Source organism: Hydrogenophaga sp. (assembly GCF_011390835.1).
Taxonomy (GTDB): domain Bacteria; phylum Pseudomonadota; class Gammaproteobacteria; order Burkholderiales; family Burkholderiaceae_C; genus Hydrogenophaga.
Genome location: NZ_JAABRQ010000001.1, coordinates 193,092 through 217,471, shown reverse-complemented (window position 1 = coordinate 217,471; position 24,380 = coordinate 193,092). Strand labels below are relative to the sequence as shown.

The following is a 24,380-nucleotide window of genomic DNA, read 5'->3' as shown; positions in this document are numbered from 1 at the left end:
TACCTCGAAAGCTTTGCGTCCCAGGGTCCCTTCTGGTGCAATTGAAACAACTTCCAACACAGGAGGTTGGCTCGGGGGCTCAGACCCACGGCCCTTTTTTCAACCTTGGAGATACTCTCAATGAAAAAGACCCTGATTGCTCTGGCTGCCGTGGCAGCCACCAGCGCAGCTTTCGCACAGTCCAGCGTGACCATGTTCGGTATTGTCGACCTCGGCATCACCAGCATCGACCAAGGCGACGTGCGCACGACCTCCGTGTCCAACGAAGGCCAGGCCTCCAACCGCCTCGGTTTCCGTGGCGTGGAAGACCTGGGCGGCGGCATGAAGGCCTCGTTCTGGCTGGAAGGTGGATTCTTGGCTGACACCGGCGTGGGCGCTGGCGGCGGCGGCGGTTTCGCTTTCAATCGTAAGGCGACCCTGGGCCTGAGCGGTGGCTTCGGTGAGATTCGCCTGGGCCGTGATTACACCCCGACCTTCTACAACCACTCTGCCTACACCGTGTTCGGCACCAACGGCCTGGGCAACTCGGTGAACACCTTCACCACGCTGGGCAGCGGTTCCACCACCACCGTGCGTGCAGACAATGCCGTGAGCTATTTCACGCCCAACTTCGGTGGCTTCCAAGCCCAGGTGATGGTGTCGGCGAAAGAAAGCTCTGCATCCAACACGCCTAATGAGTACGCAGGCGTTCGAGTCGTTTACAACGCAGGCCCGCTGAGCGCATCCCTGGCGACCGCTTCCGAAGGCTCGAGCATCCAAACCGAGAGCTACAAGCGAACCAACCTCGGCGCGACCTATGACTTCGGCATGGCCAAGCTCTGGCTGTTCTACGTCAACGGCAAGTTTGGCGCTCTGAAGAGCAACCAGTACGCTCTGGGTGTCACCGCGCCTGTGGGCCCGGGCACGGTCAAGGCTTCTTACTTGAAGTCTGACTTCGACAACACGGCCAACGGCGCCACCCACGTCACCATCGGCTACGACTACCCGCTGTCCAAGCGCACGGTTGTGTACGGTGTGTTCTCTCGTGTGGCCAACGATGGCGCGAGCACCTTCAGCGTCAACGGCCTCAGCGGCACCGGCACCCTTGGTACCGTCACTGCCGGTGGCAACTCGACCGGTTACGGTGTGGGCATCCGCCACTCGTTCTGATCTGACAACCTGGCTGTAGGCCAGGCGTCTTAGGAACCCCCAAGGCCCGCCGTGGATTCACGGCGGGCTTTTTTTATGTTGAGGTTTCGCGCGTCAACGCCGCCTTGCGACAAAAGACCCTGTTTCAAAAAACCGACACATCGAGTCCTTTCGCAGCATTTTTGCGGGTTATCCCTTAACTTGGGTCACGCCTCGCGATAACATCAATTTCGTTAATTTTCTATCTCACCCCGGGCTGTCAAGCCTTTCAACCTAGGAAAAACTCATGAAAAAGTCTCTGATTGCTCTGGCCGTGCTGGCCGCTACTGGCGCTGCCTCCGCTCAGTCCTCCGTGACCCTATACGGTATTGTTGACGTTTGGGTTGGCTCCCAAGAGACCGGCTTGAATGCCGATTCGGTGACCAAAGTCGGCTCCGGCGGCTTCAGCAGCAGCCGTGTTGGTTTTCAGGGCTCTGAAGACCTGGGTGGCGGTCTGAACGCGATCTTCAAGCTGGAAGGCAATTTCGCTGCTGACACCGGTGTGGGTTCTTCTACCGGCGGCGGTTTCAACTTCAACCGTCAAGCTTACCTCGGTCTGAGCGGTGGCTTCGGTACCGTGACCATCGGCAAGGTGTGGACTGCCATGGACGACGTGTTGTTCAACAACGACTACGCTTTTGATTCGGCCTTCTTCGCTGGCAACATTCTCCAGGTCAATGCCAACTACGAAGGCAACCCTGGCAACACCATCAAGTACGCCAACTCCTTCGGCGCGTTCAGCGGCGCTGTGTCGTACTCCCTGGACGAAGACAACGCTGTCAAAGAGGACATCGTCGACTTCAGCATCGGCTACGGCGCCGGCCCCATCACCGCCAACTTCGCTTACCAGCTCCAGAACGGCGCTACCGACGAGAAGCTGACGGCTTTCAATGGTTCGTACGACTTCGGCGTGGTCAAGCTGTTGGGCGGCCTGGGTCAGTACAAAGTGGGTGCCAGCAAGTCCACCGACTACCACCTTGGCCTTGATGTGCCGCTGTCTTCGGCCATGACCCTGTCGGGCGGCTACTCAGCGTCCACCGACAACGCTGCCGCCGGCGACAACGAGCGTTCCGGCTTCGGCATTGCGTTGAACTACGCTCTGTCCAAGCGAACCAACGCGTACGTGGGCTACACCCAAGACAAGACCGAAAACGCCGCTGGTGCGAAAACCGACGAAAACAGCCTGATGGCGGTTGGTATCCGCCACACCTTCTGATCCTTCCCCTAAGGAAACTGATCATCCAAAAGCCACCCGGCGTGCCGGGTGGCTTTTTTCATGTTCGGTCTTTTTCGATCACTTGGAGGTTGAAGCGGGTTTCTGCTCCGCCGTCTTCACGCTCGATTTTTTCTTTGCCAAAGGCTTGGCTGTGGGTTTGAACGCGTTGCCGTACACCGTCAGCCCCTCCGCAGAAAGCTGGGCAGCCCGCTTGTCACCTATGCCGGGCACGCGTTCGATGAAGTCGCCCCAATCCTTGAACTTGGCGCTCTTGCGGGCGCCGAGGATCTTGGCTGAGGTGCCGGGACCGATGCCCTTGATGCTGTCCAGATCCGCGACGCTGGCGTTGTTGACGTCGACGGCGGCCAATACGACGGTGGTGGCCAGGGCCAGCACAGCAGCGAACAAACGTTTGATGACTTTCATGGAGTTCTCCTTGCGGTTGATTGGGTTGACGTTGGACCAGCCGTCGGTGCAGACCTGAGGCCAGGCGCTGGACAGGGGCGCCAGCGAGACGAAATGTAGGGGCACAATCGAGGCTCTCGCTTCCCTCAAAAAGGTGAAAATCCGGGGTGCGTCTACTCACGCTGGGATGTTCTTGATGCGATGGGCCATCGTTCTCTTGTCGTGGCGCCAGGCGGCCGCGACGCGTGTGCGCTGGGCCTTGCTGCCATTGGTTTGTGTCGCGCTTGCGGCTTGTGCAAATCTGGGCGGCGGCGCCACAGCGCAACGCTCGCCAGAGGCAGACTTGCAGCCGTTTGCCAACCGTTTGCTGAGCACGCCTGAGCCCGTGCCGGGCTGGGAGGTGTTTGCGCTGCCGGGCAAGAGACAGGAGCCTTTCGTGCCTACGCAGGTGATTGGGCGCGATGCGCTTCAGGTGCGCGCCAACAAGTCGGTGAGCATTCTTCGGCAGCGGTTTTCCCAGCCGTCTGCGGCGGTTGGGGCGCTGTCGTTTTCCTGGAAGGTTGACGCCTTGCCCGCTGGCGCCGACCTTCGTGATGCGCAGGCGGAAGATTCGCCGGTGCGGGTGGTGCTGGCCTTTGGTGGCGATCGCGCGCGGCTCTCACCCCGCGCGCATCGCCTGTCCGAACTCAGCCGCCTGATCACAGGCGAAGACCTGCCGTTCGCCACACTGTCCTACGTCTGGAGCGCGAACGAGCCCCTGGAGACGGTGGTCCACAACCCGCGCACCGACCGCATCCGCAAGCTGGTCGTGGCTTCAGGCCCAGCTCAGCTCGGCCAATGGTTGGATTACCGGCGTGATGTGCGCGCCGATTTTGTGCGCGCCTTTGGCGAAGAGCCGGGTCCGCTGCTGGCCATCGCACTCATGACCGACACCGACAACACCGAAAGCGCTTTGCAGGCTTGGTATGGCGCGTTGCACCTGAAGCCCGCCTCCGGCGAGCAATGAGTGCTGCTTGCGCTGCATGGGGTGCCTTTGACAATACCTCAGTCAAAGGCAGGACATCCGGGTTAGCCCCGTGCTGGAACAGGAACAGTTATTGCATAGTCCCGCATCTGTCATTTATCTGAGGTGTGAGTCAATGAAATACGCTGTCGCGATTTTGAGTGCGGCCCTGTCTGTGAGTACTGCAGGCGTGCAAGCCAAGACCTTCAAGTGGACGAGCGCAAGCGACATCCCGACTTGGGACATTCATTCGCAGAACAACGCTTTGTCCAACGGTGTGCATGCGTCGGTTTATGAGTCGCTGGTGTACTACAACAGCCGCACCTTCAAGGCTGAGCCGGTGTTGGCCACGGCCTGGAAACAGGTGAGCCCGACCCAGTTGCGCCTGACGCTGCGCACCGGCGTGAAGTTCCATGACGGCAGCACTTTCTCTGCCGATGACGCGGTGTTCTCCATCGAGCGCGCCATGACCAAGACATCGAACTTCGCGGTCTACACCGCTGGCATCGATCGGGTGGTGAAGGTGGACGCCAACACCATCGACATCTTTACCAAAGACCCCAACCCGGTGCTGCTCAACCAGCTCACCGAGCTGCGCATGATGAACAAGGCCTGGGCAGAAAAGAACAACTCCACCGCGCCCAAAGACATCAAGACCCAGGACGAAAACTTTGCCCACCGCAATGCGATGGGCACCGGGCCGTTCATGCTCAAGGAGTGGCAGCCTGACCAGAAGCTGGTGCTCAGCCGCAACCCCGCCTGGTGGGGTAAGGCCGAAGGCAACGTGACCGAAGTGATCTACACCCCGGTGAAGAACGTGTCCACCCGCATGGCGGCACTGCTGTCGGGCGAGGTGGATTTTGTGCTCGACCCCAGCCCTCAAGACCTGGGCCGTGTGCGTTCATCGCCAGACCTGAAGGTGGTGGACGGAATTGAGAACCGCACCATTTTCTTCGGCATGGACCAGTTCCGTAACGAACTGCCCGGCAGCGATATCAAGGGCAAGAACCCGCTCAAGGACCAGCGTGTGCGCAAGGCGCTGTACCAGGCGATCGACATCAACACCATCGCCCGCGTGACCTTGCGTGGCCTGGGTCAGCCCACCGGCGCGCTGGTGGCGCCGCAAGTCAACGGCTGGAACGAGGCGGTGCATAAGCGCTTCGCGTTTGACGTGGCGGCAGCTCAGAAGCTGCTAGCGGATGCCGGCTATCCCAACGGTTTTGAGGTCGACTTTGCGTGCCCGAACAACCGCTATATCAACGATGAGGCCATCTGCCAGGCGGTCACCGCCATGTGGGCCCGGATCGGTGTCAAAGCCAAGCTGCGCACGCTGCCGCTGGTGACCTACTTTCCCATGATCCAGCGCTATGAAGCTAGCATCTACATGCTGGGCTGGGGCGTGCCGACCTTCGATGCGATGTACTCGCTGCAGTCGCTGGTGCGCACCGTCGGTGCCCAGGGTGACGGCAACTACAACGTGGGCCGCTACAGCAACCCGCAGATGGACGGCCTGATCGAGCGCGCCAAGAAGGAGACCGACCTCAAGCTGCGCACCGAGCTGCTCAACAAGGCGCTGATGCTACAAAACCAGGATGTGGCCCACATCCCGCTGCACAACCAGGTGATCCCCTGGGCGATGAAGAAAAACATCGATGTGGTGCACCGCGCGGACAACCGGCTGGACTGGCGCCTCATCAAGGTAAACTGATTCCGAGCCAGTACCCCAGGGGGGCCGCTCACCGTGTGGGCAGGCCCCCTTTTCTTGCCATAAACGATGTTTGCTTTCATTCTTCGCCGGCTGGCCCAGGCCGTTGTCGTCATGGTCAGCGTGGCGCTGATCGCGTTCATGCTGTTTCAGTATGTTGGCGACCCGGTCGTGTTCCTGCTTGGGCAGGACGCGACGCCCGAGCAAGTGCGAGAGCTGCGCGCCGGTCTGGGACTGGACCAGCCCTTTGTGGTGCAGTTCTGGCACTTTCTCGCCAACGCGGTGCAGGGCGAGTTCGGCATCAGCCTGCGTCAAGGCGCCAAGGTGTCTCGCCTGATCGGCGAGCGCCTGCCGGCCACGCTGGAGCTGGCACTGGTGGCCGGCGTGCTGGCGCTGGTGGTCGGCATTCCGATGGGGGTGTACGCTGCCCTCAAGCGCGGCACCTTCGTGAGCCAGCTGTTCATGACGATCTCGTTGCTGGGTGTGTCGCTGCCGACCTTTCTGATCGGCATTCTGCTGATCCTGGTGTTCGCCGTGCAGCTGGGCTGGTTCCCGAGTTTTGGTCGCGGTGATGTGGTGCAGGTCGGCTGGTGGACCACCGGGCTGCTCACACCCAAAGGCTGGCTTCACATCACGTTGCCAGCGATCACCTTGGCTATTTTCCAGCTCACGCTCATCATGCGTCTGGTGCGCGCCGAGATGTTGGAGGTGCTGCGCACCGACTACATCAAGTTCGCCCGCGCCCGGGGCCTGACCAATCGCGCCGTGCACTTCGGGCACGCGCTCAAGAACACGCTGGTGCCGGTGATGACGATCACAGGCCTGCAGCTCGGGGGACTGATCGCCTTTGCCATCATTACCGAGACCGTGTTCCAGTGGCCGGGAATGGGGCTGCTGTTCATCCAGGCGGTCACGTTTGCGGACATCCCTGTGATGGCCGCCTACCTGTGTCTGATCGCGCTGATTTTCGTGATCATCAACCTGATCGTGGACCTGCTGTATTTCGCCGTCGACCCGCGGTTGCGCGTCGAAAAGGCAGGAGGGCATTGAACATGCTCGCCCCCTGCATCAAGGCCCACGGTCGCGCGTTCTCGCACATCGCGGCGTTTCACCCCGAGCTCACCGCGTTGCGCCGGGATCTGCACGCGCACCCGGAGATTGGGTTCGAGGAGCACTACACCGTTCAGCGCGTGGTGGAGGCGCTCAAGGTCTGCGGGGTGGACGAAATCCACACCGGCATCGGCAAGACCGGTGTGGTCGCCCTGATTCACGGGCAGCAACGCGGCAGCGGCCAGATGATGGGCCTGCGGGCCGACATGGACGCGCTGCCGATCACCGAAACCAACGACTTCGCCTGGAAGTCGACCCGGCAGGGCATGATGCACGGCTGCGGTCATGATGGCCACACGGCCATGTTGGTGGGCGCTGCACGCTACCTGGCCGAGACGCGACAGTTCGACGGCACGGCCGTGCTGATCTTCCAGCCGGGCGAAGAAGGTTTCGCTGGCGCCAAGGCCATGATCGAGGACGGGCTGTTTGAGCGCTTCCCGGTGAAGTCGGTGTACGGCATGCACAACTGGCCGCAGATGAAGCCGGGCACCGTGGGCGTGAACCCCGGGGCCATGATGGCTGCCGCCGACCGCATCACCATCGAAATCAGCGGCAAGGGCGGGCACGGCGCCCATCCCTACCTGGCGGTGGACCCGGTGCTGGTGTCGGCACACATCATCACCGCGGTGCAAAGTATCGTCTCGCGCAATGTGCGTGCCATCGACAGCGCGGTGATCAGCCTGTGTGCCATGCAGGCGGGTGACATGGGTGCGTTCAGCGTCGTGCCGGGCAAGGCCACGCTGGTGGGCACCGTGCGCAGCTTCAGCCCTGAGGTACAGGATCTGGTGGAAAAGCGGCTGAACGAAGTGTGTTCGGGCGTGGCGCTGGGCCTGGGCGCTTCGGCACACGTGCACTACGAACGCATCTACCCTGCCACCATCAACACGCCCCCCGAGGCGCGTTTCGCCGGCGATGTGGCGCAGAGGCTGGTCGGCCATGAGCATGTGGACCGCCAGATGGACCCGAGCATGGGAGCCGAAGACTTCTCTTTCATGCTGCAGGTCAAGCCTGGCGCCTACCTGCGTCTGGGCCAGGGCGGCGAAGGCAGCTGCTTCCTGCACAACACGCGCTACGATTTCAACGACGATGTGCTGCCCCTCGGCGCTGCGCTCCACGCCAGCCTGATCGAGCATGGCATGCCTTTGCACAATTCTCCCTAGGCTGGTCCACTGGCCAACCTCATTCGAACAACACCTATTTCAATCAGGAGCGAACCATGAAACTTCAACATGCATTGACCACCTCACTGGTGCTCGCCACCTTCTCAGGCGCGGCGCTGGCCCAGACCGTGCGCATCGGCAACCAGGGCGATGCCTTGTCTATGGACCCTCATTCGCTGAACGAGACTACGCAGCTCAGCGTGACCGGCAACGTGTACGAGCCGCTGGTGGGGCGTGACAAGAACCTGGCGCTGACACCCGCGCTGGCCACGGCCTGGAAGCAGGTGTCGCCCACCGTGTGGCGTTTTGAGCTGCGCAAGGGCGTGAAATTTCACGATGGCACGCCCTTTACCGCCGACGACGTGGTGTTCAGCTTCGCGCGCGGCTCGGGTGAGGGCTCCGACATGCGCAGCTACACCAACGACATCAAGGAAGTGCGCAAGGTCGACAGCCACACGGTGGAATTTGAGACCAAGGCGCCGTTTCCCATCCTGCCCGACGTGTTCTCCTTCTTCTACATCATGAGCAAGGATTGGTCGGAGAAAAACAGCGCGACCAAGCCGGTCGACCGCCGCAAGGGCGTTGAAAACACCGCATCCTTCAAAGCCAACGGCACCGGGCCTTTCCGGCTACGCGAACGCCAGCCCAGCGTCAAGACCACCTTTGTGCGCAATGGCGCCTACTGGGGCAAGATCGAAGGCAACGTGATCAACGTCGAGTACACGCCAATTGGCAACGATGCCACCCGCGTGGCCGCGCTGCTGTCGGGCCAGGTGGACGTGATCGAGCCGGTGCCACTGCAGGACGTTGCGCGCATCACCGCCAGCGGCAAGGCGCGCGTTCTGCAAGGCCCTGAGCTGCGCACCATCTTCCTGGGCATGGACCAGAAGCGCGACGAGTTGCTGTACTCCAATGTCAAAGGCAAGAACCCGTTCAAAGACAAGCGTGTGCGTCAGGCTTTCTACCAGGCGATCGATATCAATGGCATTCAGAGAACGGTGATGCGCGGTGCGTCGCGGCCGACTGGCTTGATGGTGGGCCCTGGTATCAACGGATTTGACGAGGCCATGGACAAGCGCCTGCCGTACGACCCGGATGCGGCCAAGAAGCTACTGGCCGACGCGGGCTACCCCAACGGTTTTGAGGTCAGCATGAACTGCCCGAACGACCGGTATGTCAACGACAGCAACATCTGTCAGGCCGTGGCGGCGAATCTGGCGCGTGTGGGTGTGAAGATCAACCTGCAAGCCGAGACCAAGGGCACCTACTTCCCCAAGATCCTGAAGCGCGACACCAGCTTCTATCTGCTGGGCTGGACCCCGAGCACCTATGACTCCCACAACCCGCTCAATGCCTTGATGCGTTGCGTGGACGACAAGGGCGCTGGCCAGTTCAACCTGGGCGCTTACTGCAACCCCAAGGTGGATGAGCTCACGCTGAAAATCCAGTCGGAAACCGACAAGGTCAAGCGCAACGCCCTCATCAAGGAGGCGTTCACCCTGCATGCGGATGACATCGGCCATCTGCCGCTGCACCAGCAGGCGCTGGCATGGGGCGTGGCCAACAATGTGGAGCTGGTGCAAATGGCCGACAACGTGATGCCGTTCCGCTTCATGGCTGTGAAGTAGGCTCCTCCCGAGCCACCCGCGGCGTCACCCCCCAGAGGGCAGCGACTGTGGACCGGCGGAGCCGGTTCCACGGCATTCTGAGATGGGGCGGTGCTCGCGGCCCGCGGTGCAGTCAGCTCCGTGCTGGCTCTCGTGAACCTTTCTGCCGGTCTTCTTGCCACACGGCTTGCCTGAATCGAAAGTCATCTCTTGATCTCCGCTCTTCACCGCTGGTTCGATGGCGATATTGGACACAGTTTTCGCAGCTCTCCCACCGCCATCGTCGCGGCGCTGATCGCTTTCGTGTGCGTTTTCTGTGCGGTGTTTGCGCCGTGGGTGGCGCCGCACAACCCGTTTGACCTGGCCACGCTGGAGCTCTCCAACGCCCGGCTGCCGCCCGCCTGGAGCGCCGGTGGCAGCTCCAGCTTTCTGTTGGGTACCGACGACCAGGGGCGCGACATTCTGTCGGCGCTGATGTACGGCGCGCGCATCTCGCTGGCCGTGGGTTTCGCCTCGGTGGTGCTCTCTGTAATCGTGGGTGTGGGCCTGGGTTTGCTGGCCGGCTTCCTCGGCGGCTGGATCGACGCGGTGCTGATGCGGCTGTGCGACGTGATGCTGTCGTTCCCGGCCATCCTGGTCGCACTGCTGATCGCGGGTGTGGGCCGAGCTCTGTTTCCGAACGCACACGACACGCTGGCGTTTGGCGTTCTGATCATCTCGATTTCGCTTACCGGCTGGGTGCAGTACGCACGCACCGTGCGCGGCTCCACGCTGGTGGAGCGCAACAAAGAATATGTACAGGCTGCGCGCGTGACCGGTGTGGCGCCGCTGCGCATCATGCGTGGCCATGTGCTGCCCAATGTGATGGGTCCGGTGCTGGTGCTGGCGACCATCCAGGTGGCCACCGCCATCATCACCGAGGCCACGCTGTCGTTCCTGGGGGTTGGCGCGCCACCCACCTCGCCCTCGCTGGGCACGTTGATCCGCGTGGGCAATGACTACCTGTTCTCCGGCGAGTGGTGGATCACCATCTTCCCCGGCCTGATGCTGGTGCTGATCGCGCTGTCGGTCAACCTGCTGGGCGACTGGCTGCGCGACGCACTGAATCCAAGACTGCAATGAACCTGCTTGAAGTCAACAACCTCGTCGTCGAGTTCCCACACCGGCGTGGCACGCTGCGTGCGCTGGACGACATTTCGTTTGCCATCGCGCCGGGTGAAATCCTGGGCGTGGTCGGCGAATCGGGGGCTGGCAAGTCGCTCACCGGTGCGTCCATCATCGGTCTGCTGGAGCCACCCGGCCGTGTGGCCTCGGGTCAGATCCTGCTGCACGGCGAGCGCATCGACAACCTGCCTTACGAGGAGATGCGCAAGATACGCGGCCGCAAGATCGGCGCCATTTTTCAGGATCCGCTGACCTCGCTCAACCCGCTGTATTCAGTCGGACGCCAGCTGATCGAAACCATCACCACCCACCTGCCGGTGAACCATATGGAAGCACGCCAGCGTGCCATCCAGCTGCTCAGGGACACCGGCATTCCGGCGGCCGAGCAGCGCATCGACCACTATCCGCACCAGTTCTCTGGCGGCATGCGCCAGCGGGTGGTGATCGCGCTGGCCCTGGCTGCCGAGCCGCAGCTCATCGTGGCCGACGAGCCGACCACCGCGCTGGATGTATCGATCCAGGCGCAGATCATCACCCTGCTCAAGACCATCTGCAAGGATCGCGGTGCCGCCGTGATGCTGATCACGCACGACATGGGCGTGATCGCCGAAACCTGCGACCGCGTGGCGGTCATGTACGCCGGGCGTATCGCCGAAGTGGGTCCGGTGCACGAGGTGATCAACCACCCGGCTCACCCCTACACCGCCGGCCTCATGGCGTGCATTCCCGACATGAGTGTTGACCGCGAGCGCTTACACCAGATCGACGGAGCCATGCCGCGGCTGAACGCCATCCCCACGGGGTGCGCCTACAACCCACGCTGCGATCGTGTGTTTGACCGGTGTCATCGGGATAGGCCTGATCTGCTCGGTGCGGGCGCCACGCGAGCCGCCTGCTGGCTGCATGCTCAAGAGGCTGTGGTCACGCCGGAGGTGAAGGCATGAGCGCCGCAGTGCTGTACCTAAGGGGCTCACGCCGCTGCCCGCAGGGCGAAGGAACCCGATGAAGTCCATCGAAAAAGCCATGGCGCTTCACGCTCGGCGCAGCCAAGGTCCCTCCCCCGAACCTGCTCAGGAGGAGCCTCCTGCTGAGACAGCCATGGTTGAACCTCAAGTCAGCGAGCCTCTCGTGACCGAGGCTGCACCTCTGGTGCGCGCCACCGATTTGGCCAAGACTTTCGACGTGTCTGCCCCGTGGCTCAACCGCGTGCTGGAGCGCCAGCCGCGGCTGCTGCTGCGCGCGGTTGATGGTGTCTCGTTCGACATTGCGCGCGGTGAAACGCTGGCGCTGGTGGGTGAATCGGGCTGTGGCAAGAGCACGGTCGCGCGCTTGTTGGTGGGGTTGTACGAGCCCACGCGCGGAGGCTTTGAATTTTACGGGCAGGATGCCCACGCGGCCTTCAAGACGCCGCAGGGCAGGCACCTGCGCCGGCGCATCCAGATGATTTTCCAGGATCCCTATGCCAGCTTGAATCCCCGCTGGATTGTGGAGGACATCATCGCCGAGCCGCTGCGTGAGCACGCCATCGAAACCGATCCCGAGGCGCTGCATGCGCGGGTGGATGATTTGCTGCGCTCGGTCGGCCTATCGCCGCAAGACCGGGTGAAGTACCCGCACCAGTTTTCGGGCGGGCAGCGCCAGCGCATATCGATTGCGCGCGCGCTGGCCACTCAGCCGGAGTTTCTGGTGTGTGATGAGCCCACCTCCGCGCTCGACGTTAGCGTTCAGGCGCAAGTACTCAACATCATGAAAGACCTGCAGCGCGAGCGCGGTCTGACCTATTTGTTCATCAGCCACAACCTGGCCGTGGTGCGCCACGTGAGCGACCAGGTGGGAGTGATGTACCTTGGGCGGCTGGTGGAACTGGCGCCTAAACACTCGCTGTTCGACAGCCCGAGGCACCCTTACACGCGAATGCTGCTCGATGCCATTCCCAAGATGCACGACACGGGTCGGGCGCGCACGCCCGTGAGTGGCGAAGTGCCGAACCCGCTCAACCCACCCGCCGGCTGCGCCTTCAACCCGCGCTGTCCCCATGCCAACGACCGCTGCCGCAAGGAGCGCCCGGTGCTGCAAAGCATTGGCGGTGTTCGCGTGGCGTGTCATGCCGTACAAGAAGACAGGATTTGAGTTGAGTGTTTCCCCCAGTGTCAAGGCGTCTGGCGCACATTAATCTGCCCGGCGTTGTATGAACGGTTTCCTTGGTCCGCAGTGGGCTAGTGCCGTGCATGCACATCTGCAGGAGAGCTTCATGTTCAAGACTTTGTTGTGTTTGGTTGCGGCGTGGGTTTCTACCAGTGTGTTGGCGCAGGCCGATGGCGTAAGCATGCCCGTAGTCAAGGCTGGAGAGGTCGCGGTGTTCACGGTTAACGACAAGGCCAGCAATCGAATTTCGGAGCAAATCTTGACGATCACTGCGGTTGACGACGCCCTGATCAAGTTCAAGACCGTACGCCCAGACCGGACGCCAGCGGAAATGGATGGAATCGCCACTCTGGAGTGGCATTCGGTTCAGTCGGGGTCCAGTGGCACCCGATACGATCCGCCATATCCGAATCTCAAGTTTCCGCTGACTGTCGGCAGTACCTGGCAAGGCGTTTACGAGGCCACCACCTTAAAGGGTGACCGCTCAAAAGGCGAAATCGACTTCAAAGTGGTGGCTGCTGAAAAGCTGATGACACCTGCCGGTGAGTTTGAAACCTTCAAGATTGAATCGGGTGGCTGGCTCACTGGGGTCAGCTGGCAAGGCTCTTTCCGCATGACCCAGGTGCAGTGGTACGCACCAGCGATCAGTCGCATCGTCAAAACCGAGTACAAGGATTACCGAAACGGACGACTCCGGAACGACAGGGTGACTGAGCTCAAGTCTTTCAAGCCCGCGCCCTGATACGGGAAAGAAACAAAAGCTTATGCGTACCGCTTGCTCCGCAGGTTGTTCTTCATTTCTTTCAGCAGCGGCTGCAGTTTCGTGCCGCCGATGCGCAGCGCCAGGCAGGTGGCCACCACGTCGATAACCATCAGGTGCATCAGGCGCGAGGTCATGGGGCTGTAGCGGTCGTAGCCTTCCGGGTGGTCAGCGGCCAGGTGGATGTGGCCGGAGAGGGCCAGCGGCGAGCCGCTGGTGGTGATCACGATCACCGTGGCGCCGTGTTTGCGGGCGATGTCAGCCGCGTCCATGAGATCGCGGGTGCGCCCGGAGTTGGACACGATGACCAGGCAGTCACCCGGGCTCAGTAGCGAAGCGCCCATCACCTGCATGTGACCGTCGCTGTAGGCGATGGCGTTGATGCCCAGGCGGAAGAATTTGTGCTGTGCGTCTTGAGCCACGATGCCCGAGTTGCCAGCGCCGTAAAACTCGATGCGGCCGCGGTTCTTGTAGGTGGCGTACAGAGCATCAACCGCCTTTTCCACCGCGTGCGCCGACGCGTCGTTGCGGTATTTCAGGAAAGCCGCCACTGTGTTGTCGATCACCTTCACCAGCACGTCACCCACCTTGTCGTCGGCGTCTACGCTGCGGTGGATGAAGGGTACGCCTTCGCTTACTGTGCCGGCCAGCTTGAGCTTGAAGTCCGACAGGCCGTCATAGCCCATGCTGCGGCAAAACCGCACCACGGTGGGCTTGCTCACGTGCGCGCGCAGCGCGAGCTCAGTCACCGGCAGGCTGGCAAAGGTGCGCGGGTCGAGCAACACCAGTTTGCCCACCCGCTGTTCGGCGGGTGCCAGTGAAGGGAGGGAGGCTTTAATTCGGTCGAGCATGCCAAATGGTAACTTGGTTACAAAACTTGCGCGATTCGGTGAAACCCGAGGCGTCGATAATCGAGCGATGAACCAGCTTGAAGCACTCAAACAACTGACCACGGTCGTGGCCGATACCGGCGACTTCCACCAGATGGCCGCCTTCACGCCGAAGGACGCAACCACCAATCCTTCGCTCATCCTTAAGGCGGTGCAAAAGCCCGAATACGCGCACCTGCTGCACGAGGCGGTGACGCGTTACGGGGCCCAGGGTCTGGACGAGACTATGAACAGGCTGCTGGTGCGCTTCGGCGGAGAGATCCTCAAGATCATTCCCGGTCGGGTCTCAACCGAGGTCGATGCCCGGCTGAGTTTCGATACCGAGGCTACCGTCACCCGGGCGAGGCGAATCATCGACCTCTACCAGGGTGAGGGGGTGCATGTGGACCGCGTGCTGATCAAGATCGCCTCCACCTGGGAAGGTATCCAGGCGGCCGAACGCCTGGAGCGCGACGGCATCCACACCAACCTCACCCTGCTGTTCTCCTTTGCCCAGGCGGTGGCCTGCGGCCAGGCCAAGGTGCAGCTGATCTCGCCGTTTGTGGGTCGCATCTACGACTGGTTCAAGAAAAGTGCCGGCGCCGCCTGGGACGAAGAAGCCATGGCCGGGGCCAACGACCCCGGAGTGAAGTCGGTACGCGCGATCTACAACTTCTACAAGAAGCACGGTATCGCCACCGAGGTCATGGGAGCGAGCTTCCGCAATGCGGGCCAGATCACTGCACTCGCCGGCTGCGATCTGCTGACCATCAGCCCCGAGCTGCTTGCGCAACTGGCGACCAGCGAAGCGCCCCTGCCCAAGGCGCTGGACGCCGGAGCCGCCCAGGCCATGGACATCCCATTCGTCTCCCTGAACGAGGCTAGTTTCCGTTTTGCCATGAACGAGGACGCCATGGCCACCGAGAAGCTGGCCGAGGGCATTCGTGCGTTCGTGGCCGACACCTACAAGCTCGAAGCCATGATGAAGTAGTCGCAAAACGGCGCGAAGAAAAGCCCTGTGAGTTGCCTCTCGGGGCTTTTTCTTTGGGGCTCGATAAAGCGAATGGATGCAGTCCGACGCAGCGTGATGCGCCTGGTCAAGGCGCAAGCCAAAGCAGCTCACCGCCTCAGACGCTCATGGTGCTCCCTGGGCTATTGGCTGTCCCGTTCCCGGTCTGGAGTGGTTGCCTCCGGCGCCCCTTCCTGCCATTGCCGGGGCGTGAGGCCGGTAGCGTCGCGGAAGCTTCGGTAAAGGCCGGTCACCGAACGAAAGCCGAGCGCCAGTGCCAGATCTGCGATCGACTGCTGCCGGAACAGCTGCGGGTTTCTGAGCGCGTGTTGAACACGGGCACGCCCAAGATAGCGGTAGAAGGTCTGGTCCAGTGCGTGGTTCAATGCGTAGGAAATCTGATTGCGGGTGTAGCCGGTGTCGCTGGCCACTTGGTTCAGGGACAGGCCCGGCTGGAGGAAGGCTTGCCCCTGGTCAAAGTAAGTCTGCAGATCCCGCAGCAGAAAGCCCATCGCTCGCGGTGACAGGCCGATCCGGCTGGCTTCGTGTCGGTGCGGGTTGTTCTGGCGGCCAGCCGATGTGTGCTGCAGGACGGCGTATTCGTGGATTTCAACGATTTGCCCGTCGCTCACCCGCACACAGTCGCAGGCCGAGAGGCTGAGCCACTCGTCGCCTTCGGGTGCGCGCACGGTTTCGCGGTAGCGCAGGAACACGGTGTCGCCTTCCACACGTGGCCTGTCTAGGTACACCAGCGTGTGGAGCGACGAGCGCTGAATGACCGAGCGCACGTGCTCGCGCAGCGCAGGTCCTTCGTGGCGGGTGCTGGCGGCGTGGTCGTAGAAGACCATGTCGGGGTGGTACAAGGCCAGAACCTGGTCAACATCGCCCCGGCGCCAGGCGTCGTTGTGGGCGTTCACCGTGTGCAGGGCATCCTGGTCGGGAGGCATGGCGTGATGTTGGACCGGGACAAGGCCTGAACGCTTACCGGCTGGCCTGCGCAGCGGCCAGCTGTACCGACTCCGCCTCGACCGGAGGCCGTTCAGCCACTTCCGCCACGGCCTCGTGCAGATGCCGGCAGCTGGCGCGGAACACGGATTCAGGCATGGTCAGCGCCGGCTGCAGGCGATGGTGCCATTTGCCGCGCTGCGAAATACCCAGCACGCCCCGGCGCAACGCGGCCTGGTGCACGGCGAACTGGAAGGCGGGCGCAGGTTCGTGGGTCTGCTTGTTGCGCACGAATTCGATGGCAGCCATGGCGCCCACCGCGCGCACATCGCCCACCTGCTCGATACGTCCGATCAGTGGTCGCATCTCCTGCAGAAAAATGCTCTCCAGTCGACGGGCATTTTCCAGCACGCCCCCCGCCTCGATGAGTTCGATGCCCGCCAGAGCGCCGGCGCAGGCGGCAGGTACGAAACCGTAGGTGCTGCCCAAATGCAGGTCGGTGTCCTGCATCACGGCGTCGGTGCCCAGAATCGCTGCAATCGGTTGCCCACCCGCCGCGAAGGCCTTGCCAAGCAGCAGCAGGTCGGGGTCGATACCCTGCCAGCGCTGCATCGCAAACATCTCGCCGGTGCGGCCCATGCAGGTCTGCACCTCGTCCAGACACAAGAGCCAGCCCCAGCGCCGGCACATGTCGCCGAGGCGGTCCCAGAATGCCTGGGAGGGCGCGTGGATACCCCCTTCACCCAGCACCGGCTCGATCAGCACGCCGGCCACCTGGTCCGGGTGGATCTGCTGTACCAGCAGGTAGTCAAGGTAGTCCAGGACCTCGGTGTCGTCGTAAGGTCCGGGCCCTTTGCGGAAGGGGGAGCGGAAACGATTGGGGTAGGGCACCATGACTAGTCCAGCCACGTATTGCGTGCGGCCCGACGACACGTTGGACAGATCGCTCGATGCGCCGGCGCTCATGTAGGTCGATTCGCCGTGGTACTGGCCGCCGAAAGTGATGATCAGCGGGCGGCCGCGCGCCTCGCGCATGAATTTGACAGCTCCCTCGACCGCCAGCGTGCCCGAGACCGAATATTCCACTCGGTTGAGCCGACCCGGCGCGATGGCCGCGAGTTTTTCCACCAGTGCGTAGGCGGCGGTGTTGGGCATCCAGCCGCTGATCTGCATGCCGTGGCGGGCCCAGGCATCATCCATTGCGGACTTGACGGCGGGAGGCGTCGGTCCGAAGGGCGAGGCCCCCCAGGCCGAAAGATGGTCGGCGAAGGTGTTGCCGTCTGCGTCCACGACCAGGTGGCCGCGCCGCGCGGCCTGCGCCAGGGGATAGACCTCATGGTCTGCGTTGCTGCCAGTGGCGTTGCGGTTGTGCCTGCTGAACAGGGCCTGGCTGCATGGCCCAGGCAAAGGGGTGTTGACCTCGGGCAGTTCCAGGTCGGCGGGGGCGTGCGTCCATTCGCGGTGTGTTTGCAGCGTCATGGTCTGGATTGTGTCCACAAACAGGTACGCCGAGCCAGTGAGCGATTGCCTGCGGTCCCGCGAAAAAGCGAAAAAGCCCCGCGAGGTAACTCGCGGGGCTTCTTGTTGGAAGCTTGCCAGAAAGCAAGAATGCATTCCGACGCGGCATGAGGGTGCAGGGCAAGGCGCAGTCGCGCTGACAGTGGCCTCGCCACGGCAAGCGGCTGCAACACCGCCTTGCGCCCTCAGGCAAGTGGCACTTACATGCCCATACCGCCCATGTCGCCCATGCCACCCATGCCGCCGCCCATGCCGCCAGCAGGTGCTTCGTCTTTGGCCGACTCGGCCACCATGCACTCGGTCGTCAGCATCAGGCTGGAGACCGATGCAGCGTTTTGCAGCGCGGTGCGGGTCACTTTCGTTGGGTCCAGGATACCCATTTCGATCATGTCACCGTAGGTGTCGTTGGCAGCGTTGAAGCCGTGGTTGCCCTTGCCGGCCAGGATGGCGTTGACCACCACCGATGGCTCGCCACCGGCGTTGGCCACGATCTCGCGCAGGGGCGCTTCGACCGCTTTCATCACCAGCTTGATGCCGGCGTCCTGGTCGGGGTTGTCGCCCTTGACCTTGCCAGCCGCCTGGCGTGCGCGCAGCAGCGCCACACCACCACCGGCCACGATGCCTTCTTCCACTGCCGCGCGGGTGGCGTGCAGGGCGTCTTCGACGCGGGCTTTCTTCTCCTTCATCTCGACTTCGGTGGCAGCGCCGACCTTGATCACGGCCACGCCGCCAGCCAGCTTGGCCACGCGCTCTTGCAGCTTCTCGCGGTCGTAGTCGCTGGTGGCTTCTTCGATCTGAACACGAACCTGCTTCACGCGGGCTTCGATGTCAGCCGAGGCGCCGGCGCCGTCGATAATGGTGGTGTTTTCCTTGCCCACTTCGATGCTCTTGGCAGAGCCCAGGTCAGCCAGGGTCACTTTTTCCAGCGTCAGGCCGACTTCTTCGGCGATGACCTTGCCACCGGTCAGGATGGCGATGTCTTCCAGCATGGCCTTGCGGCGGTCGCCAAAGCCAGGGGCCTTCACAGCCACAACTTTCAGGATGCCGCGAATGGTGTTGACCACCAGCGTCGCCAGGGCTTCGCCTTCGACGTCTTCGGCAATGATCAGCAGCGGACGGCCAGCCTTGGCGACTTGCTCCAGCACGGGCAGCAGGTCACGAATGTTGGACACTTTCTTGTCGTACAGCAGCACGAAAGGGTTGTCCAGCAGGGCGGCCTGCTTCTCGGGGTTGTTGATGAAGTAGGGGCTGAGGTAGCCACGGTCGAACTGCATGCCCTCGACCACGTCGAGCTCGGACTCCAGCGACTTGCCGTCTTCCACGGTAATCACGCCTTCTTTGCCGACCTTGTCCATGGCATCCGCAATGATCTTGCCGATGGTCTCGTCCGAGTTGGCGGAGATGGAGCCCACCTGGGCAATTTCCTTGCTGGTGGTGGTGGCCTTGGAGGCCTTCTTCAGCTCCTCAACCAGTGCCGTCACAGCCTTGTCGATGCCGCGCTTGAGGTCCATCGGGTTCATGCCGGCGGCCACGTACTTCATGCCTTCGCGAACGATGGCCTGGGCCAGCACGGTGGCGGTGGTGGTGCCGTCGCCAGCGATGTCAGAGGTCTTGGAAGCGACTTCCTTGACCATCTGGGCGCCCATGTTCTGGAGCTTGTCTTTCAGCTCGATTTCCTTGGCCACGGACACACCGTCCTTGGTCACGGTGGGGGCGCCGAAGGAGCGCTCCAGCACCACATTGCGGCCCTTGGGGCCCAGGGTAACTTTGACCGCGTTGGCCAGGATGTTCACACCCTCGACCATGCGTGCGCGGGCTTCGCCGCCGAAAATGACGTCTTTTGCTGCCATGTTGATTTCTCCGGATTCAGTAAATGGGGTGGTGAGAATGACTTCTGTCTTCGGCCGGGGCTGCGCCCCTTAGCTTCGCTGTGCGAAGTGAGCCTGCGACGAAAGCAAATCGCGGAGCGATTTACTTTTCAACGACTGCGAACAGGTCGTCTTCTTTCATGACCAGCAGTTCATTGCCGTCGACCTTGACGGTCTGGCCGCTGTACTTGCCGAACAGAACGCGGTCACCGACCTTGACGTTCATGGCGGCGAGTTCGCCTTTGTCGTTTTTCTTGCCGGGACCAACGGCCATGATTTCACCCTGGTCGGGCTTTTCGGCGGCCGCGTCGGGGATAACGATGCCCGAGGCGGTTTTGGTTTCGCTGTCAATGCGCTTGACGATCACGCGATCGGCGAGAGGACGAAGGTTCATTGCATCTCCTGAGATAGAACGGTTGGTATGGACTCACATCGGTTCGCCGCACCCACATGGGGTGGCCGAGACCGTTGATCGACTTGGAGCGGGGTGTTAGCACTCATCTCCAGCGAGTGCTAATGATAAGGGCAGGATGGCGGCTTTTCAAGAGCGAGAGGCGTTTTTTGCTGCTGCTGCGGAACGCCACTCGACTTTCAACTATGCGCCACTCAACATTCAACTGTGCCCTGTCCGCCTAAGGGTGGAGCCCAGCTCCGTGGCCAGTGGCGCATCGGTCTAGCCTCATCGCGTGAGTAGGGACCGCAGCCGGACAGTTACAAATAGTTTCAATCTCGGCGGTCGTGGTAGCCATCTCCTGAAACAGGTTGCCTGTTGGCTGTTTGCCTTTGTCCGTTTCGAAGTCGAAGGCATTGGAGGTCCAAAGGCTTCGGCCCGCATGTAAAACTGGCTGGTTCAAGACCAATGTCCTGAGGCTGGTGAAGACTGACGACAGGACTTTGATCGTGGCGTTTTGATCCGTAGCACGGTCCGCTAGGCATCGGACCATTCCGCGTCGAGCCACGCTATCGGGCGGGCGCCAGAGGCCAGGCCAACACTGATCCAGACTATGCTGCGGAGGCACCAGATGGCTTGTCGGCGCGGGTGTAAAGCTCATCAAGGAGCTTGCCCATGTCTTCTTCGGAGATGGATTTGGCCCCTCTCAGCTTGGAATTGGTGCCAGCAGGCTTTCGAGCATGACTGTTGCCTGGAGTGAGGCTTGCTCCTTAGCGACCTTGTCCGACTTGATGAACCACAGGAGTGCGGATCTGGGCACGAGTAGGGTTTCCCGCGTCAGATCTTCTCTGTGAATCAGATATTGCACGACCTCTTTCATCTTGACAATTACAGGATATTCCCAGTCGGTGTTTCTTTTAGCCTGGGAGTATCTGTGGGCGGCATGACCGATTTCATGTATCCCATTTCCGTGGATTCTTTGATCGGGGCTGCCTGAAGGTCTGCTGGACTGTTCATGGTCTTTTTTCGTGACTGGGTAAATATACCGATCAGGTATTGGTCTTGGTATAAGGAATAGAGCGGTTTGCCGATGTCGCTTGTTTGTCTCGGATCCCGGTATAAGAATTAGTGCTAGCAAGGGGGTGTCGTGGAATAAGAAATAGTGCGAAGTCCGCGCAGAAGGTGCCCAGGCTCTTCGTCGACCGAGGTGCATTGCTTGCAAGCTACCGATGCTCGAAGGTCGAGGGCAAAGTTGGTATGTTGCCTCCCACGCTGGAAAATCCATTGCCTCTTGGGCGCAGATCCACCTCAGAAATGCGCTAGGTAGCCGCCGTCGACCACGATCACCTGCCCGGTGACGTAGCTGCCCGCCGGACTAGCCAGGAAGACAGCAGCGCCGGCAATCTCTTCGGGTTGGCCCCAGCGGCCCAGGGAGCTGCGCTGGTGCAACCAGGTCTGCGTCTGCGGGTCTTGCACCATGGTGGCATTCGCCTCGGTAGCGAAATAGCCTGGGGCAATGGCGTTGACGGTGATGCCGTGCGGACCGAGTTCGGCGGCCAGCGAACGGGTCATGGCCTCCAGTCCGCCCTTGGCCGTGGTGTAGGCGGCGTCACCGGCTCGGGCGATAGGGCCAGCGATAGAGGAGATGTTGATAATGCGACCGCTGCCTTGAGCACGCATGGTGACGGCGGCTTCGCGGCTGAGCTGCCAGGCGGAAACGAGGTTGGTTTCGAGCATCTCGCGCAAAGCTTGTGCGGGTAATTCGGCAATGGGCTGTCGGCGGCGCTGGCCAACGTTGTTGATCAACACGTCGAGCCGACCGTCAGTGGACAGCAGCTGGGTGAGCGCCGCTTTAGAAGCGGCTTCGTCGCTAACGTCAAACGGCAGCGCGTGGCCACTGCCGCCAGCGGCAAGGCCTGCGACGTTCACCTGGCTCACCGCACCCATCAGCGTGGGTTGATCGCGGCCATTGACCCACACCTTTGCTCCGTGCGCAGCAAGGCCGCAGGCCATGGCCAAGCCCAGCCCGCGGCTGGCTCCGGTGACCAGGATGGTCTGACCCACCAGCGAAAAAAGCTGAGAAGAGAAAGGGGAGGAAGCGGGAGCCACGCACGATTATGTCCGCGAGACCCCGTAGCCCCTCAGGCTGACTGACCTCAGAGTGAGAGCTCTGCCATGGCGGAGCGGGGGAAGTCCAGCTCGGGTTCCAGGCCCTCGAAAGGCAGGGTGAAGAAGAAGGTGCAGCCTTCGTCGAGCGATGTCTCGGCCCAGATTCGGCCGTTGTGGCGTTCGATGATGCGCTGCGCCAGTGCCAGGCCGGTGCCGGTGCCTTCGAAGTCCATCGAGTGGTGCTGCCGCTGAAACATCACGAACAGGTTGTGCGCCTTGGCCAAGTCGAAGCCGACGCCGTTGTCGCGCACATAGAAGGTGCGCCCGCCCACCGGGTTGACTTTCCAGCCAACCTCGATGCGCGCCTGTTCACGCGGGCGGGTGTACTTCACCGAATTGCCCAGCAGGTTGCTCCAGGCCTGGGCCAGCAGCATTGCGTCACCACGCACCACGGGCAGGTCTTCTTCGATCACCCACTCGATTGAGCGCTCGGGGTTTTCCTGCTTGAGGTGTGCCATGACGCTCTCAAGCAGCGGCGCCAGGGGCACGGGCTGCGCTTCCACTGCCACCCGGCCGAGGCGCGCGTATTCGAGCAGGCCTTCGATCATGTGGCTCATGCGCTTGCTCGACTTGGCGATGCTGCTGAGGTACTGCATCGCCAGCTTGTCGGTGGTTTCGCCCATGTGTTCAATCAGCAGGCTGACGAAGCTGGCGATGTGGCGCAGCGGCGCGCGCAGGTCGTGCGACACCATGTGCGAAAACACATCGAGGTCCTTGTTGGCGGCCACCAGCTGCTGCGTGCGTTCGGCCACGCGCTTTTCCAGCTCGCGGTTGAGGTCGTTCATCACGTCTTCCAGGCTCTTGGCTGCCGTCATGTCGCGGGTGATGGCCGACAGGCCCTGCAGCTCGCCAGCTTCGTTGCGCAGCGCGGTCAGCACCGTGTGGGCCCAGAAGCGCGAGCCATCGTCGCGAAGCCGCCAGCCGCGCGTTTCCCACTGACCATGGGCCTGGGCCAGGCGCATCACCTGGGCCGCGTCGACCTCGTCCTCGCCGCCGTTGCCGGCGGCCAGAAGCTGGGTGTACGGTTTGCCCAGCATCTGCGAGCGCCGGTGGCCGTGCAGGCGTTGGGCACTTTCGGTCCAGTCGGAAACAATACCGTCGGCGTCGACGAAGTAGATGCAGTAGTCCTGGATCGCGTCGACCATCAGGCGGTAGCGCTGCTCGCTCTGGAACAGCTCGGCGCTGCGTTCACGCACTCGCTCTTCCAGATCGCGGTTGGCCTCCAGCACAAAATCTTCGGTGCGCTTGCGGTCGGTGATGTCGTGCAGCTCGATGAATATGCCTTCCACCACACCGTTCTGGAAATCCGGTATGTAATGAATCTGGTAGTGGGCTCGTGCCCCATCAGAAGCTTCTCGCTCGGCGTCAAACGTCTGCCATTCGCCGTTGAGCGCGCCCGCCACCCGCGGCATGATCTCTGGCAAGAGTTCAGGGCGAACCACGTCGCACAAGTGCGACCCGACCATTTCGGACGCCAGCTTTCCATATCGGTTGGCATGGGCTGAATTGGAGAATCGGCAGATCAGGTCCTTGTCGTAGTAGGCGAGCCGAGCGGGGATGCGGTCGGTGATTGTCTGCAGGAAGCCGTCGTGAGCGGCCAGCTGTCGTTCGACGGCGCGCCGGGCGCCAATGTCCTGCACCATGGTGTTGCAGTAGAGAAAGTTGCCAGACTCGTCCCAAACCGGCGTCGAACTAAACAGGGCGTGCAGGGGAGAGCCGTCGCGCCGGCGAATGGTCAGCTCCAGGGCCGTGCTCTCCCCTTGTTCGCTGAGCTCGGCCATGCGCGTGCGGATGGCGGGGTGCCACTCGGGATCGACGAAGCTGAGAACCTGCGGCTGACCCGAGAGGTCAACCTTGGAAAAACCGAGCCAGCCCATCAGGGTCTGGTTGATGTTGACCACTCGCAGATCGGCGTCGATCGACAGATAGCCGCAGGGCGCCTGCTCGTACAGCGACTGGGCGCGGGCAAGGGCCTGCTCCAGTTCCTTGATGCGCGCGTCGGCCGAGAGCGTGGTGTCGGCGACGGCAGAGGTGGTCTGGTCCGGGCAGTCAGAGGTTTGCATGGTTCAGGGCTCCAGATCGTGAGGGGGTCTGCGGACCAAGTCCGTACAAGCCATATCGGAAGCCTGACCAGAAAATTCAGGGTTTCTTGCCCTTTGTTGCCCCGCT

Annotated in this window: 20 protein-coding genes; 12 read left to right on the top strand and 8 right to left on the bottom strand. The window is 62.1% G+C overall.

Annotated elements, in window-relative coordinates; translation table 11 throughout:
• Positions 1-120 precede the first annotated feature (120 nt).
• A complete protein-coding gene (locus GPT34_RS01045; protein ID WP_291008498.1) occupies positions 121-1,149 on the top strand; it encodes a porin in 1,029 nt (342 codons plus the stop codon).
• 265 nt (positions 1,150-1,414) lie between these two features.
• Positions 1,415-2,383 carry a porin gene (locus GPT34_RS01040; protein WP_291008494.1) on the top strand — a complete coding sequence of 323 codons (969 nt, stop codon included), beginning with the start codon at positions 1,415-1,417 and terminating at the stop codon, positions 2,381-2,383.
• 78 nt (positions 2,384-2,461) lie between these two features.
• Here GPT34_RS01040 and GPT34_RS01035 read toward each other — a convergent pair whose 3' ends face one another.
• Positions 2,462-2,809, bottom strand: a complete 348-nt coding sequence (locus tag GPT34_RS01035; protein ID WP_291008491.1) for a helix-hairpin-helix domain-containing protein — start codon at positions 2,807-2,809, stop codon at positions 2,462-2,464.
• Positions 2,810-2,975: 166 nt separating this feature from the next.
• Between GPT34_RS01035 and GPT34_RS01030 the strand changes: the two genes are divergently transcribed.
• The 9 genes from GPT34_RS01030 (at position 2,976) to GPT34_RS00990 (ending at position 13,424) form a co-directional block, all read left to right on the top strand.
• Positions 2,976-3,794: a DUF3047 domain-containing protein gene (locus GPT34_RS01030; protein ID WP_291008488.1), complete on the top strand. Its 819-nt coding sequence runs from the start codon at positions 2,976-2,978 to the stop codon at positions 3,792-3,794.
• A gap of 133 nt (positions 3,795-3,927) precedes the next feature.
• Positions 3,928-5,499, top strand: coding sequence for an ABC transporter substrate-binding protein (locus GPT34_RS01025; RefSeq protein ID WP_291008485.1), 1,572 nt, complete (start codon positions 3,928-3,930; stop codon positions 5,497-5,499).
• A 66-nt stretch (positions 5,500-5,565) separates the two neighbouring features.
• The gene (locus GPT34_RS01020) at positions 5,566-6,546 is read left to right on the top strand and encodes an ABC transporter permease (protein WP_291008482.1); all 981 of its coding nucleotides are present in this window, start codon (positions 5,566-5,568) and stop codon (positions 6,544-6,546) included.
• A gap of 2 nt (positions 6,547-6,548) precedes the next feature.
• Complete coding sequence (locus tag GPT34_RS01015) at positions 6,549-7,766, top strand: M20 aminoacylase family protein (protein WP_291008480.1); 1,218 nt, start codon at positions 6,549-6,551, stop codon at positions 7,764-7,766.
• A gap of 56 nt (positions 7,767-7,822) precedes the next feature.
• Positions 7,823-9,394 (top strand): ABC transporter substrate-binding protein, encoded by a 1,572-nt coding sequence (locus GPT34_RS01010; protein ID WP_291008477.1) that lies wholly within the window; start codon positions 7,823-7,825, stop codon positions 9,392-9,394.
• Positions 9,395-9,583: 189 nt separating this feature from the next.
• Positions 9,584-10,495 carry an ABC transporter permease gene (locus GPT34_RS01005; RefSeq protein WP_291008474.1) on the top strand — a complete coding sequence of 304 codons (912 nt, stop codon included), beginning with the start codon at positions 9,584-9,586 and terminating at the stop codon, positions 10,493-10,495.
• Entirely contained in the window at positions 10,492-11,481 is a 990-nt protein-coding gene (locus GPT34_RS01000; RefSeq protein ID WP_291008471.1) for an ABC transporter ATP-binding protein, read from the top strand. Before GPT34_RS01005 ends, GPT34_RS01000 begins: the two co-directional genes overlap by 4 nt.
• A gap of 154 nt (positions 11,482-11,635) precedes the next feature.
• Positions 11,636-12,667: an oligopeptide/dipeptide ABC transporter ATP-binding protein gene (locus GPT34_RS00995; RefSeq protein ID WP_291008468.1), complete on the top strand. Its 1,032-nt coding sequence runs from the start codon at positions 11,636-11,638 to the stop codon at positions 12,665-12,667.
• Positions 12,668-12,788: 121 nt separating this feature from the next.
• Positions 12,789-13,424 (top strand): hypothetical protein, encoded by a 636-nt coding sequence (locus GPT34_RS00990; protein WP_291008465.1) that lies wholly within the window; start codon positions 12,789-12,791, stop codon positions 13,422-13,424.
• Between the two features lie 20 nt (positions 13,425-13,444).
• Here GPT34_RS00990 and GPT34_RS00985 read toward each other — a convergent pair whose 3' ends face one another.
• Complete coding sequence (locus GPT34_RS00985) at positions 13,445-14,293, bottom strand: SIS domain-containing protein (RefSeq protein ID WP_291008462.1); 849 nt, start codon at positions 14,291-14,293, stop codon at positions 13,445-13,447.
• Positions 14,294-14,360: 67 nt separating this feature from the next.
• On the opposite strand from GPT34_RS00985, the gene tal reads away from it, so the two are divergent.
• Entirely contained in the window at positions 14,361-15,302 is a 942-nt protein-coding gene (gene tal / locus GPT34_RS00980; RefSeq protein WP_291008459.1) for a transaldolase, read from the top strand.
• A 161-nt stretch (positions 15,303-15,463) separates the two neighbouring features.
• Here the strand turns inward: tal and GPT34_RS00975 are convergent, their stop codons facing one another.
• From GPT34_RS00975 to GPT34_RS00950, 6 genes are all read right to left on the bottom strand, one after another.
• Positions 15,464-16,267, bottom strand: a complete 804-nt coding sequence (locus GPT34_RS00975; protein WP_291008456.1) for a nuclear transport factor 2 family protein — start codon at positions 16,265-16,267, stop codon at positions 15,464-15,466.
• Positions 16,268-16,301: 34 nt separating this feature from the next.
• Complete coding sequence (locus tag GPT34_RS00970) at positions 16,302-17,744, bottom strand: aminotransferase class III-fold pyridoxal phosphate-dependent enzyme (RefSeq protein WP_291008453.1); 1,443 nt, start codon at positions 17,742-17,744, stop codon at positions 16,302-16,304.
• Positions 17,745-17,983: 239 nt separating this feature from the next.
• Entirely contained in the window at positions 17,984-19,633 is a 1,650-nt protein-coding gene (groL, locus tag GPT34_RS00965) for a chaperonin GroEL (RefSeq protein ID WP_291008450.1), read from the bottom strand.
• Positions 19,634-19,754: 121 nt separating this feature from the next.
• Positions 19,755-20,045 (bottom strand): co-chaperone GroES, encoded by a 291-nt coding sequence (locus GPT34_RS00960; RefSeq protein ID WP_291008447.1) that lies wholly within the window; start codon positions 20,043-20,045, stop codon positions 19,755-19,757.
• A gap of 1,305 nt (positions 20,046-21,350) precedes the next feature.
• Positions 21,351-22,151, bottom strand: coding sequence for an SDR family oxidoreductase (locus GPT34_RS00955; protein WP_291008445.1), 801 nt, complete (start codon positions 22,149-22,151; stop codon positions 21,351-21,353).
• Between the two features lie 47 nt (positions 22,152-22,198).
• Positions 22,199-24,274 (bottom strand): PAS domain S-box protein, encoded by a 2,076-nt coding sequence (locus GPT34_RS00950; RefSeq protein ID WP_291008442.1) that lies wholly within the window; start codon positions 24,272-24,274, stop codon positions 22,199-22,201.
• Positions 24,275-24,380 lie beyond the last annotated feature (106 nt).

What these genes read in the sequence shown, in the direction of transcription:
- GPT34_RS01045 (WP_291008498.1), top strand. Translation starts at nt 121, where the DNA reads ATGAAAAAGACCCTGATTGCTCTGGCTGCCGTGGCAGCCACCAGCGCA.
- GPT34_RS01040 (WP_291008494.1), top strand. Translation starts at nt 1,415, where the DNA reads ATGAAAAAGTCTCTGATTGCTCTGGCCGTGCTGGCCGCTACTGGCGCT.
- GPT34_RS01035 (WP_291008491.1), bottom strand. Translation starts at nt 2,809, where the DNA reads ATGAAAGTCATCAAACGTTTGTTCGCTGCTGTGCTGGCCCTGGCCACC.
- GPT34_RS01030 (WP_291008488.1), top strand. Translation starts at nt 2,976, where the DNA reads ATGTTCTTGATGCGATGGGCCATCGTTCTCTTGTCGTGGCGCCAGGCG.
- GPT34_RS01025 (WP_291008485.1), top strand. Translation starts at nt 3,928, where the DNA reads ATGAAATACGCTGTCGCGATTTTGAGTGCGGCCCTGTCTGTGAGTACT.
- GPT34_RS01020 (WP_291008482.1), top strand. Translation starts at nt 5,566, where the DNA reads ATGTTTGCTTTCATTCTTCGCCGGCTGGCCCAGGCCGTTGTCGTCATG.
- GPT34_RS01015 (WP_291008480.1), top strand. Translation starts at nt 6,549, where the DNA reads ATGCTCGCCCCCTGCATCAAGGCCCACGGTCGCGCGTTCTCGCACATC.
- GPT34_RS01010 (WP_291008477.1), top strand. Translation starts at nt 7,823, where the DNA reads ATGAAACTTCAACATGCATTGACCACCTCACTGGTGCTCGCCACCTTC.
- GPT34_RS01000 (WP_291008471.1), top strand. Translation starts at nt 10,492, where the DNA reads ATGAACCTGCTTGAAGTCAACAACCTCGTCGTCGAGTTCCCACACCGG.
- GPT34_RS00995 (WP_291008468.1), top strand. Translation starts at nt 11,636, where the DNA reads ATGGTTGAACCTCAAGTCAGCGAGCCTCTCGTGACCGAGGCTGCACCT.
- GPT34_RS00990 (WP_291008465.1), top strand. Translation starts at nt 12,789, where the DNA reads ATGTTCAAGACTTTGTTGTGTTTGGTTGCGGCGTGGGTTTCTACCAGT.
- GPT34_RS00985 (WP_291008462.1), bottom strand. Translation starts at nt 14,293, where the DNA reads ATGCTCGACCGAATTAAAGCCTCCCTCCCTTCACTGGCACCCGCCGAA.
- tal (WP_291008459.1), top strand. Translation starts at nt 14,361, where the DNA reads ATGAACCAGCTTGAAGCACTCAAACAACTGACCACGGTCGTGGCCGAT.
- GPT34_RS00975 (WP_291008456.1), bottom strand. Translation starts at nt 16,267, where the DNA reads ATGCCTCCCGACCAGGATGCCCTGCACACGGTGAACGCCCACAACGAC.
- GPT34_RS00970 (WP_291008453.1), bottom strand. Translation starts at nt 17,744, where the DNA reads ATGACGCTGCAAACACACCGCGAATGGACGCACGCCCCCGCCGACCTG.
- groL (WP_291008450.1), bottom strand. Translation starts at nt 19,633, where the DNA reads ATGGCAGCAAAAGACGTCATTTTCGGCGGCGAAGCCCGCGCACGCATG.
- GPT34_RS00960 (WP_291008447.1), bottom strand. Translation starts at nt 20,045, where the DNA reads ATGAACCTTCGTCCTCTCGCCGATCGCGTGATCGTCAAGCGCATTGAC.
- GPT34_RS00950 (WP_291008442.1), bottom strand. Translation starts at nt 24,274, where the DNA reads ATGCAAACCTCTGACTGCCCGGACCAGACCACCTCTGCCGTCGCCGAC.